This window comes from Variovorax jilinensis (assembly GCF_030316885.1).
Classification (GTDB): domain Bacteria; phylum Pseudomonadota; class Gammaproteobacteria; order Burkholderiales; family Burkholderiaceae_C; genus Variovorax; species Variovorax jilinensis.
In genome coordinates this window covers 342076-364331 of the sequence record NZ_JASZYQ010000003.1, presented here as the reverse complement: position 1 = coordinate 364331, position 22256 = coordinate 342076, and the positions used below count along the sequence as shown (strand labels likewise).

Here is a 22256-nt window from a genome sequence, read left to right as displayed (position 1 = left end):
GCCCGGCAAAGCCGGTTCCGCGGGGTTCCGCGAAAAAGACCGCGCTCGGTCAGAGCGTCGCAGGCTGCCCCGCCGGTGCCGTGCGGATCGCGTTGGTCTGCAGCCTTGCATAGAGCCCGTCGAGCGCCATCAGCTGTTCGTGCGTACCGTGCTCGGCGATGCGGCCGTGCTCCATCACGACGATGCGGTCGGCGTGCTGGATCGTCGACAGGCGGTGCGCCACGATCAGCGTGGTGCGGCCCTGCATCAGGCGCTGCAGCGCCTCCTGCACCTGGCGCTCGGATTCGGTGTCGAGCGCCGAGGTGGCCTCGTCGAGCAACAGGATCGGCGCGTTCTTGTAGAGCGCACGCGCAATGGCGAGCCGCTGGCGCTGGCCGCCCGAGAGCTGGGTCGCGTTGTGGCCCAGCACCGTGTCGATGCCCTCGGGCAGGCCTTCGACGTGAACCGCGAGATTGGCTGCCGCCACGCATTCGAGCACGCGCTGGCGGTCGATCTCGGCGCCGAGCGCGACGTTCGCCGCCAGGCTGTCGTTGAGCATCACCACGTCCTGGCTGACCATCGCGAACTGCGCACGCAGGCTTGCGAGCTGCCATTCGCCGACCTCGTGGCCGTCGAGCAGCACCTGGCCCGCGCTCGGCAGCACGAAGCGCGGCAGCAGGTTGACGAGCGTGGTCTTGCCCGAGCCCGAAGGACCGACGAACGCGATCACCTCGCCGGGCTCGATCTCGAGGCTGACGCCATCGAGCGCGCGCGCCTCGTCTTCGCCGCGGTAGTTGACCCGCACGTCGCGCAGCTCGATGTGGCCGGCGGCGCGGTCGAGCTCGAAGCGGCCCTGCGATTCCGAGGGCACGTCGTCGATCAGCGCCAGGCCGCGCTCGAGAGCCGCGAGCCCGCGCGTGATCGGATTGGCCATGTCTGCCAGGCGCCTGATCGGCGCGATCAACATCAGCATCGCCGTGACGTACGAGATGAAGCCGCCGACCGTCAGGCCCTTCTCGCCGGCCTGCCAGAGCGCGATCATCACCACGATCGACAGCGCGAAGGCCGCGAACAGTTGCGTGAGCGGTGTCATCGCGGCCTGGGCGATGGTCGACTTCACGGCCAGGCGGTTGAGGCTGTGGCTCAGCCGCTCGAAGCGTTCGCTCTGGGCGGCTTCGGCATGGTGCAGGCGCACCACCTTGTGGGCCAGCACGTTCTCCTCGACCACGTAGGCCAGCTCGTCGGTGGCATGCTGTCCCAGGCGCGTGAGGTGATAGAGCCGCTTGGACAGCACCTTCATGATCCAGGCCACGCCGGGCACCATCACGCCGACGATCAGCGTGAGCTTCCAGTTCAGGTAGATCAGGTAGAAGAGCAGCGCCACCGTCACGAAGCCGTCGCGCGACAGGCTCAGCAGCGCCTGCACGAGCAGGATGCCGCCGGTCTGCACCTCGTACACCACCGTGTTCGACAGCGCGCTGGCCGATTGGCGCGAGAACAGCGCCAGCTCGGCCTCGAGCAGGCGCTGGAAGAGCCTGCGCCGCAGCCGCTGCATGCCCTCGTTGGCGATGCGCGCCAGCGCGTACTGCGAGATGAACTGCGCCAGCCCGCGCACCAGGAACAGCAGGATGATCGCGACCGGCACGATCCACAACGCCAGCTGTCCGCGCGTGAAGCCGCGATCGAACAGCGGCTTGAGCATGGCAGCGAGCAGGGGCTCGGTGAGCGCGGCGACCGCGGCAGTCGCAATGCCCAGCGCCCACCAGCGGCGCGAGCCGCCGAACCAGGTCATCAGGCGCGCGAGTCTTTGGGTGAGGGGGAGGCGCGCCGCTTCGGCGGCAGGGGAAGGCTGCATGGCGGCGCATTCTACGGGCGCCGTTCATGTAGGACCGCGCCGGGTCATACACGTTTTGTGACGTCGTGACCATTGCGATGTGTACCATGTCGGGTGTTCTGTCCGAGTCAAGAAACTAATTCCTCGGAAACCCATCCGAACTGCATGAAAAAGCCGTTGCAAGACCTTTCCCCAACCCCTTCTTCATCGTTCTTCGCCCGCCGCGCCCTCGTCGCGGCCCTCGCTGCCTCTCCCATGCTTCCGGCCCTGGCCCAGTTCCGGGTCGAGGTGTCGGGCGTCGGCGTGACGCAGTTGCCGATAGCGATCGCTCCGTTCAAGGGCGAGGACGCATCGCCGCAGAAGATTTCCGCCATCGTGCTGGCCGACCTCGAGCGCAGCGGCCAGTTCCGCGGTGTCGATGCCGCGGGCCAGTCGCTCGACGAGGCATCGCGTCCGGACCTCAGCCTGTGGCGCGGGCGCGGTGCCGATTCGCTCGCGGTCGGCAGCGTGTCGCGGCTGGCCGATGGCCGCTGGGACGTCCGCTTCCGACTCTGGGACGTCGTGCGCGGGGCCGACCTGGGCGGCCAGAGCTACACCGTGCCGACGGCCGACCTGCGGCTTGCCGCCCACCGCATAGCCGACTTCATCTACGAGAAGCTCACGGGCGAGCGCGGCATCTTCTCGACCCGCATCGCCTACGTCACCAAGGCCGGCAACCGCTACACGCTTTGGGTGGCCGACGCCGACGGCGAGAACGCGCAGGCCGCGCTGGCCAGCCCCGAGCCGATCATCTCGCCCTCGTGGTCGTCCAACGGCCAGCAACTCGCCTACGTGTCGTTCGAGTCGCGCAAGCCGGTGGTCTACGTGCACAACGTGGCGAGCGGCCAGCGCCGCCTGGTCGCCAACTTCCGCGGCTCCAACAGCGCGCCGGCGTGGTCGCCCGACGGCAACACGCTCGCGGTCACGCTCAGCCGCGACGGCGGCTCGCAGCTCTACACCATCCCGTCGGGCGGTGGCGAGCCGCGCCGACTGACGCAGAGCAACAGCATCGACACCGAGCCGGTCTATTCGGCCGACGGCAGCACGATCTACTTCGTGAGCGATCGCGGCGGTGCACCCCAGATCTACAAGATGGGCGCCAATGGCGGCAGCCCGACCCGCGTGACCTTCAGCGGCACCTACAACATCTCTCCGTCGGTCAGCGCCGACGGCCGGTGGTTGGCCTACATCTCTCGCGTCGGCGGCGGGTTCAAATTGCATGTGATGGAGCTGGCAACCGGCAACGTGCAGGCCATCACCGACACCACGGCCGACGAGAACCCCAGTTTTGCGGCCAACAGCAAGCTGATCGTCTATGCGACCAAGCTGCAAGGCCGCGAGGCGCTCATGACGACCACGCTCGACGGCAAGATCAAGGCGCGGCTGGCGGGGCAGGCAGGAGACATCCGGGAACCGGACTGGGGTCCGTTTCAAAAGCAATGATTAACTTGAGGAGCTCGAAATGTTGAAACGTACGATCTATTCGTTGGCCATCGTGGCCCTTATCGCCGGTTGCTCGTCGGGCACGAAGCTCAACGACACGCCGGTCGTCGACCGTGGCGCCGGCCAGGGCTCCGGCGGCGCCGCCAGCGGCGTGGCACCGGTCACCATCGATCCGAACGCGCAGAACGCGCAGGGTCCGGTCGGCGTTGCCCGCATCATCTATTTCGACTTCGACAGCTACACGGTCAAGCCCGAGTTCCAGGCGCTGATCGATGGCCATGCGCGCTTCCTGAAGGCGAACCCGAACCGTCGCGTGTCGATCGAAGGCCACACCGACGAGCGCGGCGGCCGCGAATACAACCTGGCACTGGGCCAGAAGCGTTCCGAAGCCGTGCGCCGTGCGTTGGTGCTGGTCGGCGTGAGCGACGGCCAGATCGAAGCCGTGAGCTTCGGCAAGGAAAAGCCGGCCTCGCAAGGTGCCGGTGAGGACGCGTGGGCCCAGAACCGCCGCGCCGAGATCACCTACCGCTGATGATGCGCAGCGTTTCATTGCGAGGCGCTGCCGCGGCGGTTGCGCTGCTGTGTGCGTCCATGGGCGCGCAGGCAGCGCTGTTCGAGGACGACGAGGCCCGGCGCGCCATTCTCGACCTGCGTCAGCGCGTCGAGACCATGCGCCAGCAGGCCGAGCAGCGCCAGAACGACGAAAGCGCGCAGCTGCGCCGCAGCGTGCTCGACCTGCAGAACCAGATCGAGCAGATGCGCGGCGAACTGGCACGTATGACCGGCCAGAACGAGCAGCTCACCAAGACCGTCACCGACCTGCAGCAAAAGCAGACCGACGTCGACAACCGGCTCAAGAGCAACGAGCCGTCGAAGGTCGCGGTCGATGGCCGCGAGTTCAATGCCGATCCCAAGGAAAAGGCCGACTTCGACGCCGCGCTGGGCATCTTCCGTGCCGGCCAGTTCGCTCAGGCGCAGACCGCCTTCGCCGACTTCGTGAAGCGCTATCCGCAAAGCGGCTACAACGCCTCGGCGCTGTTCTGGCTCGGCAACGCGCAGTACGCGACCCGCAACTACAACGAGGCCATCGCGAACTTCCGCTCCATGCTCTCGCTGGCGCCGGATCACGCGAAGGCCCCCGAAGCCGTGCTGTCGATCGCCAACTGCCAGATCGAGCTCAAGGACACCAAGGCGGCCCGGCGCACGCTCGAGGACCTGACCAAGGCCTATCCTCAATCCGAGGCCGCGCAGGCCGGACGCGAGCGCCTTTCGCGCCTGCGCTAGTCGTCGCCTGTATCGTTTGGACACCGCCGCGCGTCCGCTCATCGCCGCTGCCGGCGTCACCGCCGGTGAGGGCGACGCCGATCTGGCGCGCCGCTTCGGCGGCCTGGAACGCCTCTACGGCGTTCCGGGCGCGGCCGCCATCCGTCATGCGCACGTGCTGGTCGTCGGCATCGGCGGTGTCGGCTCGTGGGCGGTCGAGGCCTTGGCCCGCAGTGGCGTGGGCCGCCTGACGCTGATCGATCTCGACCACGTCGCCGAGTCCAACATCAACCGCCAGATTCATGCCCTCGAGTCCACCGTGGGACAGGCCAAGGTCGAAGCGATGCGCGACCGCATTGCACAGATCAATCCTTCTTGCCGCGTGCTCGCCATCGACGATTTCGTCGAGCCCGAGAACTGGCAGCAACTGCTTGCGACCGCGCAACAGGGCCAGGGCGATGTGAGCGCGGTGATCGATGCCTGCGACCAGGTCAAGGCCAAGCTCGCCATGGCGGCCTGGGCCCGCAGCACGGGCAGCGGCTTCGTCACCGTGGGCGCGGCGGGAGGCAAGCGCCTCGCGCACCAGGTCGAGATCGAGGACCTGTCGCAGGTCACGCACGACCCGCTGCTCGCGCAACTCCGACAGCGGCTCCGCAAGGACCACGGCGCGCCCCGCGAAGGCCGCAAGATCGGCGTCGCCTGCGTCTTCAGCCGCGAAAGCGTGGCGCCGCCCGATCCCTCGTGCGCGATCGAAGGCGACGGCTCGCTCAACTGCCACGGCTACGGCTCGGTGGTGAGCGTGACGGCGACCTTCGGCCAATGTGCCGCGGGCTGGGTTCTCGACCGGATAGCCCGCAAGGGCGCGCTATAATTTCAGGCTTTGCCGGATTCGACGCCGGCAGGAAAAAGGCGATAGACGCGATCTTCGCGGGACGTTAGCTCAGTTGGTAGAGCAGCGGACTTTTAATCCGTTGGTCACAAGTTCGAATCTTGTACGTCCTACCAGCATCCGAGAAATCCCCATTTGCCTCGAGCATCTGGGGATTTTTTTTCGCCCGCGCGGCGTGCGATGCGCCGTGTGACGGGACGTCGCCTGCACCAAAGGCCAATGGCGCCCCGGCCGGGCGACAGGTATGGTGGGCCCCTCAGGCACCCCATGTCGACCCATGATCTGATCCTCCTCGCCGTGCAGGCGAGCATTCTGATAACGGTCTTCGGCTCAGGCCTCGAAGCCACGGTCGACGATGTGCTCTTCGTCGGCCGTCGGCCTTCGCTCTTCCTGCAATGCTTGATCGCGATGTTCGTCGTCATGCCGCTGCTGGCTCTTCTGCTGGACAAGGTCTTCGATCTGCTGCGCGAGATCGACATCGTGTCGATGGCGCTGGCGTGGTCGCCGGTGCCGCCGCTGCTGAGGTGACGAAATGGTGATCGTCGCGGTCGTACTGCCGCTGCTCGCGCTGTCCACCGCCTTGCGCCACGCCGGCATCGCGCTGGCGCTGGCCGCGGCCAATTTTCCGCAGGAGCACGGCGTCACGGCGGCCATCCTGCTCTGCCTGCTGCTGAACATCGCGGTCTCGATGCCCTGGGTGATGTGGCAGCGAGGCCGAATCTCAACTGCCATCACCAGGAGATCCGCTTGATGTACAAGACCTTCGTTCCCGCCGTCCTGGCGCTGTCCTTGGTGGCCTGCGGCACCACGGCGCCGAATCCGCCACCCGCTGGCGGACCGGCGCCGGTTGCGGCCGCACCCAGGCCCACACCGGCAGTTGCCCCTCCTGCGGCGCCCGCCAACGCGGTCAATGCCGCATCGATCCAGGCGCTCAAGGCCATGGGGGCCTACCTGCAGTCGCTCAAGCGATTTCGTGTCACGACCGAACTGACCGGCGAGGTGGTGCTGGCCGACGGCCAGAAGCTGCAACACACGGCCACGGCCGACATCGACGTCCTGCGCCCGAACAAGCTGCGGGCGCGAATGTTCAGCGCACGCTCCGAGCGCGTCATCTTCTTCGACGGGCAGCGCGTGACCATGTTCATGCCGCAGCAGAAGTACTACTCCACCGTCGATTTCGCCGGCAACGTCGACAGCCTCGTCACTCGCCTCGAATCGCGCTATGGCGTGGAGATTCCGCTGAGCGACCTGTTCCTCTGGGGCACCGACGCCGCACCGCTCGACCGGATCGACTCGGCCATGAACGCAGGCCAGGACTTCATCGGCAACGACCTGTGCGACCACTATGCCTTCCGGCAGGGCAACTACGACTGGCAGATCTGGATCAAGGCGGGCAGCCAGCCGCTGCCGCGCAAGCTCGTGATCGTCAACCGCGCCGACGAGGCGCGGCCGCAGTCGATGTCCCTGATCGACTGGAACCTGAAGCCCGGCTTCAGGGAAGACGCCTTCCGCTTCGCGCCGCCCGCGGGCACGAAGCAGGTCGAACTGCGTGCGCTGGACGCGAAATGAGGAGCAGCCAAATGAAGCATTCAACATCCGCACGGACTTTCCTGGTTTCGCTTTCGGTCGTTGCCATGGCGGCGCTGGCCTTGCCGCCCGAGGCGTTGGCGCGCCCGGGTGGCGGCGGCGGCATGGGGGGCGGACACGGTGGAGGCGCACGCGCCGGTGGCGGCGGAATGCATGCCGGTGGCGGTGGGGGCGGTGCCCGACCGCAGGCCAACAACGTGAACCGCGACGCCCGCGCCAACAACGTGCGCAACACCAGCGTCAACAACGTGAACGTGAACGCGAACCGGAACGTCAACGTGAACAACGTGAACCGGAACACGGTCGTCGTGAACAACAACAACCGCGGCTGGGACAACGACCACTACCACCCGGTCGCGACCGCGGCCGCGGTGACGGCAGGCGTCGCCGTGACCGCAGCCGTGGTGGGATCGATCGTGAACAGCGTGCCGCCGAGTTGCGTGCCCGTGAACTACGGCGGTCTGATCTACCAGCAGTGCGGCAGCGTCTGGTACCAGCCACAGGGCGCGGGTTACGTGGTAATCAACCCGCCGTATTGAGTTCAACCGGGGTGTGTTGGCGCAAGGCGCTTAGACCTTCTGCGCCACCCGGCCGCTTCGCCAGGGCGATGGAAGCCGGCCGCGACTGGGCAAGAAAAAACCCGCTGTCGCAAGAGAGCGGGTCTGTGGGCGGGGTGGTGAGAACTCAGGCGGCGTGAGGCGTTCCGTCGGTCGGATCGAGCAGGGAGTCGGGTGCATGGCTGACGGCCGACACCAGGCCGATGGCGCTGGCACGGACAAGCTCCTGCTTCAGCGCTGCCTCGAGCAGTTGCCGCGCAGTGTCGGGCCGCTCGTGGTCGTACTCTTCATCGAGTTCGCAATGCAGGTAGTAGTCGACCCGGGCCATGAGCCGTTCCACCGACGCTGCAAGATCCATCTCGTTCATGTTCCGCTCCTCCGAGTTCAGTCGTGCGGAAACGACTCTGGTTTCAACGCGTTGTCTCCTGCGCCCCAACCGATTCCCATCCAATCCGGTTTGTGGGGCCTGTCCCTGACGCGAGTCTGGCCATTATGACCCTCGTGCGCAATTCGCTTGTCACCTGTGTCGTGGTAGGCCAACAGGCCGTCGGGCGCGCCGGCCCGATCGGCACTGGCCGGATCTACCTGAGCCGCAACCGATGCCAGGCCGATTTGACCGACCTGAAGCGTGGTGGCTGGCCCGAATCGTCGGATGCAGCCACCGCGCCCCGCGATGCAGTGGCGTCGGGCGGTGGAAGCTGGTGACTGATCGACCGTGCCACGCGAACGCAGTCCTTGATGTGCAGTTCGCCGAGTGAGCGTAACGCTGCGTAACTCAGGCCGGCCGAGATCACGGTGCCCGCGAAAGGCACGAACTTTGCCGCCTGGCCGGCCGTCAGCTTGACGCCTGCATGGCTCGCGAGCTTGAGGAGCAGGTCGCGCGTGACGAGCCGCCCGACCAGCAGCGCACCGACGGTCGCGGCCGCCTTGCGGATGCGTTCGCGTTCGTGGGGCGCGAGCCGCTCCACTTGCGTCGCCGAGAGGCCGAACTCGGCGCTGATCTGCGGCACCACGCGTGCGAGCAGCGCGGCATCGGCGGCCCAGTCGATGCCCGGGATGGGCACCGCCCCGACCGCGGCCGCCATCAGCGCCTTGCGGCCGAGCAGGCGGCGGCTGCGCCGGACCGCCGCGATCAGTTGCGGGTCCCCCTGGGCGAGTTCGATGGCAGAGCTCATGGGGCGGCAGCCTCGGCGGGGCTTCAGGCCGAGAGCGTCTCGAGCTGATCCGAGAGCGCAAGCCAGCGCTCCTCGAGTTGCCCGATCTCGTCGGCCAGCATCTTGAGGCGTCTGCCGGCTTCGGCGATTTCCGTCGCCGGCAAGGGCTGGGCCAGACGCTCCTCGAGCGCCGATTTCTCGCTGCCGGCTGCGCCCAGGCGCTGGTCGATCTGCGCCAGCTCGCGCTTGAGAGGCTTGGCCTGGTCGTTGCGCTGCTGGCGCTCCTGTGCGTCCTGCTGGCGCTGGTTGCGGGACGGCACTTCGGCCGGAATGTTCGCCACTTCGGCCGAAGCTGCCGATGCCACCACCGCGGCCGCGTCGCGGGTCGCGATCTTCGCTTCCTCGCGCAGGCGCTTGGCCTCGTCGAGCAGGTAGCGCTGGTAGTCGTCGAGGTCGCCGTCGAAATCGCCGACCACGCCGCGTCCGACCAGCCAGAACTCGTCGCACACCGAGCGCAGCAGCGCGCGGTCGTGGCTCACGAGCATCAGCGTGCCTTCGAACTCGTTGAGGGCCACCGCGAGGGCCTCGCGCGTCGCGAGGTCGAGGTGGTTGGTGGGCTCGTCGAGCAGCAGCAGGTTGGGGCGCTGCCAGACCATCATGGCCAGCACCAGCCGGGCCTTCTCGCCACCGCTCATGGTGCCGACGGCCTGCTTGACCATGTCGCCGCTGAAATTGAAGCTGCCGAGGAAGCCGCGCAGCGCCTGTTCGCCCGTGGCCTCCCGGGCATTGCTGCCGAGCTCGCGGGCCATGCGCACCATGTGCTCGAGCGGCGTGTCCTGCGGGCGCAGCACGTCGAGTTCCTGCTGGGCGAAGTAGCCGATGTTGAGGCCCTTGCCTTCGGTCACGGTGCCAGCGAGTGCGCCCATCTCGCGCGCGATGGTCTTCACGAGCGTCGACTTGCCCTGGCCGTTGGCGCCCAGGATGCCGATGCGCTGCCCGGCCAGCACCGAGCGGTTGACGCCGCGCAGGATGGTCTTTGGCGGCTCGTCCTCGGCGCGGTAGCCGAAGCTCGCATCGCTGATCGACAGCATCGGGTTCGGGATGTTGCCGGGCTCCTTGAACTCGAAGGTGAAGTCGGCCTCGGCCAGCAGCGGCGCGACGCGCTCCATGCGTTCGAGCGCCTTGACCCGGCTCTGCGCCTGCTTGGCCTTGCTCGCCTTGGCCTTGAAACGGTCGATGAACTTCTGCAGGTGGGCGATCTTCTCCTGCTGCTTGCCGAACGCGATCTGCTGCTGCTCCATCTGCAGCGCGCGCATGTCCTCGAACTTGCTGTAGTTGCCGCCATAGCGCGTGAGCTGGGCATTGGCGATGTGCAGCGTGACGCCGGTCACGGCATCGAGGAATTCGCGGTCGTGGCTGATGACGATCATCGTGCCGGCGTACTTCTGCAGCCAAGCCTCGAGCCACACCAGGGCGTCTAGATCCAGGTGGTTGGTGGGTTCGTCGAGCAGCAGCAGGTCGCTCGGGCACATCAGTGCGCGCGCCAGCTGCAGCCGCATGCGCCAGCCGCCCGAGAAGCTGTTGACCGGCTCGTCGAGCTCATGCGACTTGAAGCCCAGACCCAGGATCAGCGCCTGGGCGCGCGGCACCGCGTCGTGCTCGCCGGCGTCTGCGAGGTCGGTGTAGGCATGCGCGAGTTCCATGCCGATGTCGGGATCGTCGGGATTGGCCTCGTACGCGGCCTCGATGGCGGCCAGTGCGGCGCGCAGTTCGCCGAGTCGGGTGTCTCCGCCGACCACGAAGTCGGTCGCCGATTCGTCGGTCTCGGGCATGTTCTGCGCCACCTGGGCCATGCGCCAGTGCTTCGGCACCGAGAAATCGCCGCCGTCTTCGTGCAGGGTGCCGTTGAGCAGCGCGAACAGGGTCGACTTGCCGGCCCCGTTGCGACCCACGAGGCCGACCTTCTCGCCGGGGTTGAGGGTGACGGTGGCGCCGTCGAGCAGCACTTTGGCGCTGCGGCGAAGAATGACGTTCTTGAGAGTGATCATGGAAAAGGAGGCGTAGGGGCGATTATCCCGCGCGGCCCGTTCGGCCCGGTGACAGTGGGGAATGCGCCATCGCGGGATGGAGGGAATCCGCAGCGCGTCTGCTGCGGGGGCGCCGGGGCGCGGCGGGTGAATGAACGGGTGCTAGGGCGTCCCGGAAGCGCAAGGGGCGCCCTGCGCGGCCAGTGCTGCCAGCGCAGCCTTCGTCACCAGCAGCACCTGGTCCTCGCCCGCGGAGGTCTCGAGCCAGACTACCTCGAGCCGCGGAAAGGCGGCCTCGAAGAAGTCGCGCTCGTTGCCGATCTCGAGCACCAGCACGGCCTGGTCGTTCATGCGTGCGGGCGCGTCGGCAAACAGACGGCGCACGAAGTCCATGCCGTCGCTGCCGCCTGCCAGGGCCAGTTCGGGTTCGGCCCGGTACTCGGCCGGCAGCGTGGCCATGCTCGCGCTGTTGACGTAGGGCGGGTTGCACAGCACCAGGTCGTAGCGGTCCGGCACCTGGGCGAGGCCATCGGATTCGATCAGCGTGACGCGCGCATCGAGGCCATGCCGCGTGACGTTGATGGCGGCAACCTCGAGCGCCTCGGCCGAGAGGTCGGCGGCATCCACCGCGACTTCGGGGTAGGTGAGGGCGGCGAGCACTGCGAGGCTGCCGTTGCCGGTGCACAGGTCGAGCACGCGCCGGGTGTGCTCGCCGAGCCAGTAGTCGATGCTGCCGTCGGCGATCAGTTCGGCGATGAAGCTGCGCGGCACGATCGCGCGCTCGTCGACGTAGAAGGGCACGCCCTGCAGCCAGGCTTCCTTGGTGAGGTAGGCGGCGGGCTTGCGCGTGGCGATGCGCTCCTCGATCAGTGCCCCGACCTGTGCGGCGTCGGCCGGCGACACGCTCTTGTCCGCCGCTGCATCGATGTCGTCGATCGGCAGACGAAGGCGCCACAGCACCAGCCAGGCGGCCTCGTCGAAGGCGTTGGCGGTGCCGTGCCCGAAGGCCACGCCGGCTTCGGCGAGCCGCGCTGCGCCGTGCTCGATCAGTTCGATGACCGTGCTCATCGGACGACCTTCGTCTTCGGCTGTGGTGCGAGCCACTTCGGGCGGCCGGGCGCGTTCATGGATGAAGCAGCGCTTCGAGCCGCTCGAGCGTGCCGCGATAGATGGCGGTGAGCGGCTCGATGTCGGCCACTGCGATGTGTTCGTCGATCTTGTGGATGCTGGCGTTGACCGGGCCCAGCTCGACCACCTGGCTGCAGATCTTGGCGATGAAGCGCGCGTCGCTGGTGCCGCCGCTGGTCGACAGCTCGGTGTCGATGCCGGTCTCGGCGCGGATCGACTGTTGGACGGCTTCGACCAGCTGGCCGGGCACCGTGAGGAAGGGCAGGCCGCCGACGGTCCAGCGCAGTTCGTGCTCGAGGCCGTGGCGCTCGAGCACCGCCTGCACGCGCTGCTGCAGCGACTCGGGCGTCGACTCGGTCGAGAAGCGGAAATTGAAGTCGACCACCGCGCTGCCCGGGATGACGTTGCTCGCGCCGGTGCCCGCGTGGATGTTGCTGACCTGCCAGCTGGTGGGCTGGAAATGCAGGTTGCCGGCGTCCCAGCCACCTGCCGCGTTGATGGCCACCAGCTCGGCCAGTGCCGGTGCCAGCGCATGCACGGGGTTTCTCGCCAGGTGCGGATAGGCGATGTGGCCCTGGACCCCGTGCACCGTGAGCCTGCCGCTCATGGTGCCGCGACGGCCGTTCTTGATCATGTCGCCGCAGCGCTCGACCGAGGTCGGCTCGCCGACGATGCAGTAGTCGATGGCTTCACCGCGCGCCGCGAGCTTGTTGCAGACCACCACCGTGCCGTCGATGCCCGGGCCTTCCTCGTCGCTGGTGAGCAGCAGTGCGAGCGTGAGGCGCGGCGCGGGCGTGCCGGCGAGGAAATCCTCGATCGCGACCACGAAGGCGGCCAGCGAGGTCTTCATGTCGCAGGCGCCGCGGCCGTAGAGGCGGCCGTCGCGATGGGTGGGCGTGAACGGATCGCTGGTCCATTCGCCGAGCGGGCCGGTCGGCACCACGTCGGTGTGGCCCGCGAACGCCATGGTGCGGGTCGGCCCGCCGGCAGCACCTGCGCGCACCGCCCACAGGTTGGTGACGCGGAAGTCGGCCGGGCCGCTTTCGATGGTCTCGAGCCGGAAGCCGAGCCGCGCCAGGCGCTCGCCGAGGATCTGCTGGCAGCCGCCGTCGTCCGGTGTGACCGAGGGGCGGGAGATCAGTTGTTCGGCGAGCTGGAGCGTTCGGGACATCGAGAGTTCGGTGGATCAGTGGCCGTTGGGACGCACGTCGAGCGTGATGTCCGTGAAGGTGGGTTCCTCGACCTGGTCGAGCAGCGAGCGCTCGTCGGCCTTGGCCGAGGGCGCCTTGCGGTTTTGCAGCCGCCACATCAGGTTGGTCGGCGAATCGGCCTGCGAGAGGCCTTCCTCGCGCGTGACCAGCTCTTCGGTGATGAGGCGCGCGATGTCTTCCTCGAAGGTCTGCGAGCCTTCGGCCATCGACTGTTCCATGGCTTCCTTGACAGCCGAGAAATCGCCCTTGCCGATGAGCTCGGCCACCAGCGCGGTGTTGAGCAGCACCTCGAGCGCCGGCACGCGGGCCCCGTTGGGCGTGCGCAGCAGGCGCTGGGCGACGATGGCGCGCAGCGCGCCGCCGAGGTCGCCGAGCAGCGTGGCGCGCACCTCGACCGGGTAGAAGCTCAGGATGCGGTTGAGCGCGCGGTAGCTGTTGTTGGCATGCAGCGTGGCCACGCACAGGTGGCCCGATTGCGCATAGGCGATCGCCGCGGTCATGGTCTCGCGGTCGCGGATCTCGCCGATCTGGATCACGTCGGGCGCCTGGCGCAGCGCGTTCTTGAGCGCGATCTGCAGCGACTGCGTGTCGCTGCCGACGTCGCGCTGGTTCACCATCGACTTCTTGTTGGTGAAGGTGAACTCGATCGGCTCCTCGACCGTGAGGATGTGGCCGGAAGCGTGCTCGTTGCGGTAGTCGAGCATCGAGGCCAGCGTGGTGCTCTTGCCGGCGCCGGTCGAGCCGACCATGAGGATCAGGCCGCGCTTCTCCATCACGAGCGTCTTGAGGATCTCGGGGAGGTTCAGTTCCTCGAAGCTCGGGATGACGGAGGCGATGTGCCGCACCACCACCGCGTAGGTGCCGCGCTGGCGCATGGCGCTGATGCGGAAGTTGCCCGAGCCCTCGAGCGCGATCGCCATGTTGAGTTCGCCGGTGCGTTCGAGCTCGGCGATGCGGGCCTCGTGGACCACCTCGCTGAGCAGGCTCAGCGGCGCATCGGGCGGGAGGATCTGCGCATTGATCGGCATGCAGTTGCCATTGATGCGGATCAGCGCCGGGGAGTGGGCCGACAGATAGATGTCCGATGCCTTGCGCTCGGCCATCAGTCGAAGAATTCGCTCCATCGTGTTCATCGGCACTTCTCCTCGCGTTGGGTTTTCTTTAACTCGGAACTCTCGGGGACCTGGCCGACCGCCCCCTCAGGCGGCCGTTGCCGTCGGCTTCGTCTTCAGTCGCGCAGCAAGTCGTTCAGCGACGTCGAGGCGCGCGTCTTGGCATCGACCTTCTTCATGATGATGGCGGCATAGGTGCTGTACTTGCCGCCCGGCTTGGGCAGGTTGCCGGCGACCACCACCGAGCCCGCGGGTACCCGGCCGTAGATGACGGTGTCGGTGGCGCGGTCGTAGATGGGCGTGCTCTGGCCGATGAACACACCCATCGACAGCACGGAGTTTTCTTCCACGACCACGCCTTCGACCACTTCGGAGCGTGCGCCGATGAAGCAGTTGTCCTCGATGATGGTCGGACCGGCCTGCAGCGGCTCGAGCACGCCGCCGATGCCGACGCCGCCCGAGAGGTGGACGTTGGCACCGATCTGGGCGCAGGAGCCGACCGTGGCCCAGGTATCGACCATCGTGCCTTCGCCGACGTAGGCGCCGATGTTGACGTAGGAGGGCATCAGGATCGCGCCCTTGGCGATGTAGCTGCCGCGGCGCGCCACGGCCGGCGGCACGATGCGCACGCCGGCTTCCTTGAGCTCGGCCGCCGAGAGGTGCGAGAACTTGGTCGGCACCTTGTCGTAGAAGCCCAGCGCGCCGGCCTGCATCTGCTCGTTGTCCTTGAGCCGGAACGACAGCAGCACGGCCTTCTTGATCCACTGGTGGACGGTCCACTGGCCGACGGCCTCGCGCGTGGCGACGCGTAGCTTGCCGTTGTTCAGTTCGGCGATCACGTGCTCGACGGCGTCGCGGACTTCGGCGGGCGCACTGGCGGCCGAGATGTTGGCGCGGTCTTCCCACGCGGCGTCGATGGTCTGCTGGAGTTGTTGGGTCATTGGAGTAGCTCAGTCCTGGATGAATTTCACGATGCGTCGCGCGGCCTCGGTGCATTCGGCGGTGTCGGCCACCAATGCCATGCGGATGCGCCCGCGGCCCGGGTTGCGGCCGGACACCTCGCGGGCGAGATAGCTGCCGGGCAGCACCGTCACATTGTATTGAGCGTAGAGCGCGCGGGCGAAGGCGGCGTCGTCGCCGTTCCAGGCGGCGGGCACGCCGGCCCACAGGTAGAACGCCGCGTCGGGCAGCCGGACGTCGAGCGCGGGCTCGAGCAGCGGCGTCACGGCCGCGAACTTGGCGCGGTACATGGCGCGGTTCTCGACCACATGGGCCTCGTCGCCCCAGGCCGCGATGCTGGCGGCGGCCACCGTGCCGCTCATCGCGCTGCCGTGATAGGTGCGGTACAGCAGGAAGGACTTGATGATGGCCGCGTCACCCGCCACGAAGCCGCTGCGAAGGCCCGGCACGTTGCTGCGCTTGGACAGGGAGGTCAGCGCGATCAGGCGGCGGAAGTCGCTGCGGCCCAGCCTGGCCGCGGCCTCGAGCCCGCCCAGGGGTGGCTCGTCGCGGAAGTAGATCTCGCTGTAGCACTCGTCGGCGGCGATCACGAAGCCGTGGCGGTCGGACAGCGCAAAGAGCTTTTCCCATTCGCCAAGCGGCATCACGGCGCCGGTGGGGTTGCCCGGCGAACAGACGAAAACGAGCTGGGTGCGGGCCCAGACCTCGTCGGGCACGCTGTCCCAGTCGACCGCGAAGTTGCGCTCGGGCACGCTCGGCACGTAGATGGGCTCTGCGCCTGCCAGAAGGGCCGCGCCCTCGTAGATCTGATAGAAGGGATTGGGCGACAGCACCACGGGCTGCGGGCTGCGGCTGGCGTCGATCACGGTCTGGGCCAGCGCGAACAGCGCCTCGCGCGAGCCGTTCACCGGCAGCACCTGGGTCGCGGCATCGAGCGCGAGGCCGTAGCGCCGCTGCAGCCAGCCCGTGAAGGACTGGCGCAGCGCCAGGTCGCCCGCGGTGGCCGGATAGGCGGCGAGGGCGCCGAAGCTGGCGGCCAGTGCACTCTTGATGAATTCGGGTGTGGCGTGCTTGGGCTCGCCGATGCCGAGGCTGATCGGCGTGTAGTCGGGGTTCGGCGTGACGCCCGCGAACAGTTGTCGCAGCCGCTCGAAGGGGTAGGGCTGCAGTTTGGCGAGCAGGGGATTCATGGGCCTGGATTATCGCGGCAGCCGGCGCGGCGACTGTCGCGGCGCAGCGGCCAGCAACTGCTCGTAGGCGGCCGGATCGGCCTCCTGCAGCTTCGCCAGCGCATTGCTCGCTGCGGCGGCGAGTTCGGCCCGGCTCCGCTTCTTGACCGCCTCGATCTCGGCATGCGCCTTTTCGAGCCTGGCGAGCGAGCGCGCCGCCTGCTTCGGCTCCACCGAGCCCGGGCTGGCGCTGGCCAGCAGCACCTCGGTAATCCAGCCGAGCTGGCTGCCGTAGCTCGCGACCTCGAAGGCCTTCTTCTCGATCTCGCCATTGCCGGCCTCGGCCGGGATGCCGGCGAAGAACCAGCGCGTGTCGGGCTCGATCTGCTGCGCCACGCTGCCGCTGAAGGGCAGGTGCAGGGTGGGGGACCAGAACCAGAGCCAGGGGAACATCGCGCTACTCCTTCGGTGGAAACGGTGAATGGGCTACAGCTTCTTGACCAGCACCTGGCTCTTGCGGTCCCAGTTGTACTTGCGCTTGCGCGCCTCGGGCAGCCAGTCGGGGTTGACCTGCTGGAAGCCGCGCTTGAGGAACCAGTGCATGGTGCGGGTGGTGAGCACGAAGATGCTCTCGAGGCCCGAGGCCTTGGCGCGCTGCTCGATGCGCTTGAGGATGCGTTCGCCGTCGCCCTGGGCCTGCGATTGCGGCGAGATCGTGAGCGCGGCCATCTCGGCCGTCTTGGCTTCCGGGTACGGATACAGCGCGGCGCAGCCGAAGATCACGCCGTCGTGCTCGATCACGGTGTACTGGCCGACATCGCGCTCGATCTCGGTCCGGCTGCGCTTGACCAGCGTGCCGTCGCGCTCGAAGGGCTCGATCAGCTGCAGGATGCCGCCGATGTCGTCGGCCGTGGCCTCGCGCAACGATTCGAGCTTCTCGTCGATCACCATGGTGCCGATGCCGTCGTGCACGTAGACCTCGAGCAGCAGCGAGCCGTCGACCGAGAACGGCAGGATGTGGTTGCGCTCTACGCCGTGCTCGCAGGCCTTCACGCAGTGCTGCAGGTAGAAGGCGGTGTCGGTGGGGCGCTGCGGCGGCGGCAGCGCGAGCAGCAGCTTGCGGGCGGCATCCAGCGGCAGTTCGGTGTCGATCGGGTTGTCCTCGTCGATCGGCAGGGCCGGGTCCTGGGCGATGCCGGGCACCTCGGTCAGGAAGATCAGCTTGTCGGCCTGGATCGAGATCGCGACGCTGGTCGCGACTTCCTCCATGGTGAGGTTGAAGGCCTCGCCGGTGGGCGAGAAGCCGAACGGGGACAGCAGCACCATGGCGCCGAAATCGAGCGCGCGCCGGATGCCCGCGGTGTCGACCTTGCGCACCAGCCCCGAATGCTGGAAGTCGACGCCGTCGACCACCCCGACAGGCCGCGCCGTGATGAAGTTGCCCGAGATGACGCGGATCGTGGAGCCGGCCATCGGCGTGTTGGGCAGGCCCTGGCTGAACGCGGCCTCGATCTCGTAGCGCAGCTGGCCGGCGGCTTCCTGGGCGCAGTCGAGGGCCACCTCGTCGGTGATGCGGATGCCGTGCGAATAGCGCGCCTCGTGGCCCTTGGCACGCAGCTGCTCGTTGACCTGGGGCCGGAAGCCGTGCACCAGCACCACCTTGACACCCATGCTCTGGATCAGCGCCAGGTCCTGCGCGATGTTCGCGAGCTTGCCGGCCGCGATTGCCTCGCCGGCCAGTGCCACGACGAAGGTCTTCCCCCGGTGCATGTGGATGTAGGGCGCCACCGAGCGAAACCAGGGGACGAAGGTGAAGTTGAAGACAGTGGACATTGGCAGGGTCGGGGTGGCAGCAGGGCCGGGCGCAAGATAATCGGTGATTTTCCCCGAACTGCACGCCTTGTCTTCGTCCCCTCTTCGAATCGAGTTCCCCGAATCCCTGCCGGTGTCGGCCCGGCGCGACGAAATCATGGCGGCCATCGAGGCCCACCAGGTCGTGATCGTCTGCGGCGAGACCGGTTCGGGCAAGACCACGCAGCTGCCCAAGATCGTGCTCGCGCTGGGACGCGGCAAGTGCAACGCGCCGCCGGGCAAGGGCCGGCTGATCGGCCACACGCAGCCGCGGCGCATCGCCGCCACCTCGGTCGCCAAGCGCATCGCCGAGGAGCTCAAGACGCCGCTCGGCGAGGTGGTCGGCTACAAGGTGCGCTTCCAGGACCGGCTCTCGCGCGATGCCTCGGTCAAGCTCATGACCGACGGCATCCTGCTGGCCGAGACCCAGACCGATCCGCTGCTGAAGGCCTACGACACGATCATCATCGACGAGGCCCACGAACGTTCACTCAACATCGACTTCCTGCTCGGCTACCTGCGCGAGATACTGCCGCGCCGGCCGGACCTGAAGGTGATCGTGACCTCGGCCACGATCGATGCGGACCGCTTCGCGCAGCATTTCGCGTCGGCTCGCCCGCCGCAGGGCCGCCCCAAGGCGGGCGAAGCCCCCTCGGGGGGCAGCGACGATGCTTCGCCGCAGGGCCGCCCCAAGGCGGGCGAAGCCCCCTCGGGGGGCAGCGACGACGCGGAGCGCGGAGCGTGGGGGCCAATGATCCCTGCGCCCATCATCATGGTCTCGGGGCGCACCTACCCGGTGGAGCAGCGCTACCGTCCTTTCGAGGAGTCGCGCGACCACGACCTGAACGACGCGATCGCCGATGGCGTCGACGAGCTCTGGCGCGACCCGCACAACGCGGGCGACATCCTGGTCTTCCTGCCCGGCGAGCGCGAGATCCGCGAGGCCGCCGACCACCTGCGGCGCCACCTGAGCCATCAGCCGCTGATGCGCAGCGCCGAGGTGCTGCCGCTGTTCGCGCGGCTGTCGCAGGCCGAGCAGGAGCGCATCTTCGACAGCCACAGCGGCCGGCGCATCGTGCTGGCCACCAACGTGGCCGAGACCTCGCTCACGGTGCCGGGCATCCGCTACGTGATCGATGCCGGCACCGCGCGCGTCAAGCGCTATTCCTTCCGCAGCAAGGTCGAGCAGCTGCTGGTCGAGCCGATCAGCCAGGCGGCCGCCAACCAGCGGGCGGGCCGCTGCGGACGCGTGGCCAACGGCATCTGCATCCGGCTCTACGACGAGAAGGATTTCGAGAGCCGGCCGCGCTTCACCGACCCCGAGATCCTGCGCTCCTCGCTGGCCGGCGTGATCCTGCGGATGAAGTCGCTGCACCTGGGCGACGTCGAGCGCTTTCCGTTCCTCGAGGCGCCGCAGCGGCGCGCCATCGCCGACGGCTACCAGCTGCTCAACGAGCTCGGCGCGGTCGACGACGCCAACGAGCTGACGCCGATGGGCGGCGAGCTCGCTCGCCTGCCGCTCGACCCGCGCGTGGCCCGCATGATCATCGAGGCGCGCACGCGGGGCGCGCTGGAAGAGGTGCTCGTGATCGCGAGCGCGCTGTCGGTCCAGGACGTCCGCGACCGGCCGATGGAAGCGCAGCAGCAGGCCGACCAGGCGCATTCGAAGTTCGACGACGAGAAGAGCGAGTTCAGCGGCTACCTGCGGCTGTGGAAGTGGATTGCGGATGCGCGCGGCGGCCACGGTGACACCCACAAGCTCAGCAACCGGCAGTACGAGCAGCTGCTGCGCGCCAACTTCATCAACATCCGCCGCGTGCGCGAATGGCGCGACATCCATTCGCAGCTGCTCACGGTGGTGACCGAGCACAAGTGGCGCATCAATGCGCAGCCCGCGGGCTACGAGCCGCTGCACCTGTCGATGCTCTCGGGCCTGCTCGGCAACGTCGGCTGGAAGCTCGAGGACGACGAGGCCTACCTGGGCGCGCGCGGGATCAAGTTCTACCGCCACCCGGGCGCCCACTTGAAGAAGAAGCCGGGCCGCTGGATCGTGGCCGCCGAGCTGGTCGAGACCACGCGGCTCTTCGGCCGCGGCATCGCCAACATCGAGCCGCAGTGGCTCGAGCAGGTGGCGGGCCATCTGCTGAAGAAGCAGTTGCTCGATCCGCACTGGGAGAAGAAGGGCGCGCAGGTGGCGGCGTTCGAACGGGCCACGCTCTACGGGCTCGTGGTCTACAGCGGGCGCCGCGTGGATTTCGGCAAGGTCGATCCGGTGGCGGCGCGCGAGATCTTCATCCGCGAGGCGCTGGTCGGCGGCCAGTGGGAAAGCAGGCTGCCTTTCCTCGCGGCCAATCGCAAGCTGGTGCGCGAGGTCGAGGGCCTCGAGCACAAGTCGCGCCGTCAGGACGTGCTGGTCGACGAGGAGCTGATCTACGCCTTCTACGACGCCCAGCTGCCGCCCGATATCTCGAATGGCGCCGGCTTCGAGAGCTGGTACCGCACGCGCTCGAAGGAGGAGCCACGGCTGCTGTTCCTCACGCGCGAAGAGCTGATGCGACACCAGGCCGCGGGCATCACGACGCAGTCGTTCCCGCCGACGCTGCGACTGGGCGGCGTCGACTGCGCGGCGACCTATCTGCACGAGCCCGGCGACGCCAGGGACGGCCTGACGGTCAGCGTGCCGCTCTTCGTGCTGAACCAAGTGAGCGACGAACGCTGCGAATGGCTGGTCACGGGCATGCTCAAGGACAAGATCCAGGCGCTTCTCAAGAGCCTGCCGCAGAAGCCGCGTGCGCGTCTCGTGCCGCTGCCAGAATCGGCGGCCCGGCTGGCCGAGTCGCTCGGCGCGCCCGAAGTCTTCGGCCACGGCTCGCTGACCGATGCGCTGTTGAAGCGCGTGCGCGACCAGACCAGCCTCGATGTCAAGCGCGCCGACTTCAAGCTCGACATGCTGCCGCCGCACCTGTTCATGAACCTGCGGGTGGTCGACGAGCACGGGCGGCAGCTTGGCATGGGCCGGAGCCTGGGTGCGCTCAAGGCCGAGCTCGGCACGCAGGCACGCGGGGCCTTCCAGGCGCTCGCGGGGCTCAATGTGCGGGCCGCGCCCGCGGCTGCGCCGGACGCGCCGTCGAAGGCGGGCAGCGCTCGCATCGAATCGGCGGCCGCTGCGACCGCCGAGCCCCCTGCACCTAGCCTGCTCGCCGGCCAGCGCTACACAGCCTGGAGTTTCGGCGAGCTGCCGGAACTCATGGAGGTGCGCCGCGGTGCGCAGTCGCTGATCGGCTTCCCGGCCCTGGTCGACGGCGGCGAGGCGGTCACGATCGAGGTCTTCGACGAGCCCGCGGTGGCGGCCGCGAAGCACCGTGCGGGACTGCGCCGCCTGTTCGCGCTGCAGCTCAAGGATGCCCTCAAGTACCTCGAGAAGAACATCCCCGACCTGCAGAAGATGGCCGTGAGCTACATGGCGCTCGGCACCGCGGAGGAACTGCGGGCGCAGGTGATCGAGGTGGCGATCGACCGCGCCTTCCTGCAGGAGCCGTTGCCGACCGACGAGTTCGCCTTCAAGCGGCGGCTCGAGGAGGGTCGTGGCCGTCTCACGCTGATCGCGAACGAGATCGCGCGGCTGGCAGGCCTCATCCTGGTGGAATACGGCCTGGCGGCCCGCAAGATCAAGGACACCAAGATCCAGCCCGAGGCCACGGCCGATGCCGCGCAGCAGTTGCAGCGGCTGGTCGGCAAGCGCTTCGTCGCCGACACGCCGTGGCCGCGGCTGCAGCATTTCGCGCGCTACCTCAAGGCCATCACGCTCAGGCTCGACAAGCTGCGGGCCGACCCGGCACGGGACGCCCAGCGGCTCGCCGAGCTGCGGCCGCAGGAGCAGCGCTACTGGCGCCTGCTGGCCGAACGCAAGGGCGCCGCCGACGAGCGCATGAGCGAATTCCGCTGGCTGCTCGAGGAACTGCGCGTGAGCTTCTTTGCCCAGGAGCTGCGAACGCCGCAGCCGGTCAGCATCAAGCGCCTCGACAAGCTCTGGGCCCAGCTCGGCCACTGAGC

General features: G+C 68.1%; 20 protein-coding genes and 1 tRNA gene. 10 read left to right on the top strand and 11 right to left on the bottom strand.

All coding sequences use genetic code 11. From position 1 onward, the window contains the following. Nucleotides 1-49 precede the first annotated feature (49 nt). Entirely contained in the window at nt 50-1834 is a 1785-nt protein-coding gene (msbA, locus tag QTH87_RS13180; protein ID WP_286609554.1) for a lipid A export permease/ATP-binding protein MsbA, read from the bottom strand. A 144-nt stretch (nt 1835-1978) separates the two neighbouring features. Between msbA and tolB the strand changes: the two genes are divergently transcribed. The 9 genes from tolB to QTH87_RS13135 all read left to right on the top strand — a co-directional run bounded on the left by tolB (nt 1979) and on the right by QTH87_RS13135 (nt 7573). Next, nucleotides 1979-3295 (top strand): Tol-Pal system beta propeller repeat protein TolB, encoded by a 1317-nt coding sequence (gene tolB, locus QTH87_RS13175; protein ID WP_506555331.1) that lies wholly within the window; start codon nt 1979-1981, stop codon nt 3293-3295. Between the two features lie 19 nt (nt 3296-3314). After that, nucleotides 3315-3827 (top strand): peptidoglycan-associated lipoprotein Pal, encoded by a 513-nt coding sequence (pal, locus tag QTH87_RS13170; RefSeq protein ID WP_286609551.1) that lies wholly within the window; start codon nt 3315-3317, stop codon nt 3825-3827. Between the two features lie 2 nt (nt 3828-3829). Beyond that, nucleotides 3830-4579 (top strand): tol-pal system protein YbgF, encoded by a 750-nt coding sequence (gene ybgF / locus QTH87_RS13165; RefSeq protein WP_286610391.1) that lies wholly within the window; start codon nt 3830-3832, stop codon nt 4577-4579. Between the two features lie 16 nt (nt 4580-4595). After that, complete coding sequence (locus QTH87_RS13160) at nt 4596-5429, top strand: tRNA threonylcarbamoyladenosine dehydratase (protein WP_444812786.1); 834 nt, start codon at nt 4596-4598, stop codon at nt 5427-5429. A 58-nt stretch (nt 5430-5487) separates the two neighbouring features. After that, a tRNA-Lys gene (locus QTH87_RS13155) sits at nt 5488-5563 on the top strand. Nucleotides 5564-5714: 151 nt separating this feature from the next. Then, a complete protein-coding gene (locus QTH87_RS13150; protein ID WP_286609550.1) occupies nt 5715-5975 on the top strand; it encodes a hypothetical protein in 261 nt (86 codons plus the stop codon). Nucleotides 5976-5979: 4 nt separating this feature from the next. Further along, nucleotides 5980-6198: a hypothetical protein gene (locus QTH87_RS13145; protein WP_286609549.1), complete on the top strand. Its 219-nt coding sequence runs from the start codon at nt 5980-5982 to the stop codon at nt 6196-6198. Continuing rightward, nucleotides 6198-7016 carry a DUF2092 domain-containing protein gene (locus QTH87_RS13140; RefSeq protein WP_286609548.1) on the top strand — a complete coding sequence of 273 codons (819 nt, stop codon included), beginning with the start codon at nt 6198-6200 and terminating at the stop codon, nt 7014-7016. Before QTH87_RS13145 ends, QTH87_RS13140 begins: the two co-directional genes overlap by 1 nt. A gap of 11 nt (nt 7017-7027) precedes the next feature. Continuing rightward, complete coding sequence (locus QTH87_RS13135; RefSeq protein ID WP_286609547.1) at nt 7028-7573, top strand: hypothetical protein; 546 nt, start codon at nt 7028-7030, stop codon at nt 7571-7573. 145 nt (nt 7574-7718) lie between these two features. Here the strand turns inward: QTH87_RS13135 and QTH87_RS13130 are convergent, their stop codons facing one another. The 10 genes from QTH87_RS13130 to argA form a co-directional block, all read right to left on the bottom strand. Next, nucleotides 7719-7958 (bottom strand): hypothetical protein, encoded by a 240-nt coding sequence (locus tag QTH87_RS13130; protein WP_286609546.1) that lies wholly within the window; start codon nt 7956-7958, stop codon nt 7719-7721. 214 nt (nt 7959-8172) lie between these two features. Beyond that, nucleotides 8173-8766, bottom strand: a complete 594-nt coding sequence (locus QTH87_RS13125; protein WP_444812785.1) for a hypothetical protein — start codon at nt 8764-8766, stop codon at nt 8173-8175. Between the two features lie 23 nt (nt 8767-8789). Next, complete coding sequence (locus QTH87_RS13120; RefSeq protein ID WP_286609544.1) at nt 8790-10793, bottom strand: ABC-F family ATP-binding cassette domain-containing protein; 2004 nt, start codon at nt 10791-10793, stop codon at nt 8790-8792. Between the two features lie 141 nt (nt 10794-10934). After that, nucleotides 10935-11840, bottom strand: a complete 906-nt coding sequence (prmB, locus tag QTH87_RS13115) for a 50S ribosomal protein L3 N(5)-glutamine methyltransferase (RefSeq protein ID WP_286609542.1) — start codon at nt 11838-11840, stop codon at nt 10935-10937. A gap of 55 nt (nt 11841-11895) precedes the next feature. Further along, a complete protein-coding gene (dapE, locus tag QTH87_RS13110) occupies nt 11896-13071 on the bottom strand; it encodes a succinyl-diaminopimelate desuccinylase (protein WP_286609540.1) in 1176 nt (391 codons plus the stop codon). A gap of 15 nt (nt 13072-13086) precedes the next feature. After that, nucleotides 13087-14244, bottom strand: a complete 1158-nt coding sequence (locus QTH87_RS13105; RefSeq protein ID WP_286609539.1) for a PilT/PilU family type 4a pilus ATPase — start codon at nt 14242-14244, stop codon at nt 13087-13089. A gap of 95 nt (nt 14245-14339) precedes the next feature. Then, nucleotides 14340-15164 (bottom strand): 2,3,4,5-tetrahydropyridine-2,6-dicarboxylate N-succinyltransferase, encoded by an 825-nt coding sequence (dapD, locus tag QTH87_RS13100; RefSeq protein WP_286609537.1) that lies wholly within the window; start codon nt 15162-15164, stop codon nt 14340-14342. 9 nt (nt 15165-15173) lie between these two features. Continuing rightward, the gene (gene dapC, locus QTH87_RS13095) at nt 15174-16373 is read right to left on the bottom strand and encodes a succinyldiaminopimelate transaminase (protein WP_286609535.1); all 1200 of its coding nucleotides are present in this window, start codon (nt 16371-16373) and stop codon (nt 15174-15176) included. Between the two features lie 9 nt (nt 16374-16382). After that, nucleotides 16383-16805, bottom strand: coding sequence for a hypothetical protein (locus QTH87_RS13090; RefSeq protein WP_286609533.1), 423 nt, complete (start codon nt 16803-16805; stop codon nt 16383-16385). A 33-nt stretch (nt 16806-16838) separates the two neighbouring features. Continuing rightward, nucleotides 16839-18185 (bottom strand): amino-acid N-acetyltransferase, encoded by a 1347-nt coding sequence (gene argA, locus QTH87_RS13085; RefSeq protein WP_286609532.1) that lies wholly within the window; start codon nt 18183-18185, stop codon nt 16839-16841. Nucleotides 18186-18321: 136 nt separating this feature from the next. Here argA and hrpA point away from each other — a divergent pair, with 136 nt between their 5' ends. After that, nucleotides 18322-22254 carry an ATP-dependent RNA helicase HrpA gene (hrpA, locus tag QTH87_RS13080; protein ID WP_444812793.1) on the top strand — a complete coding sequence of 1311 codons (3933 nt, stop codon included), beginning with the start codon at nt 18322-18324 and terminating at the stop codon, nt 22252-22254. Nucleotides 22255-22256 lie beyond the last annotated feature (2 nt).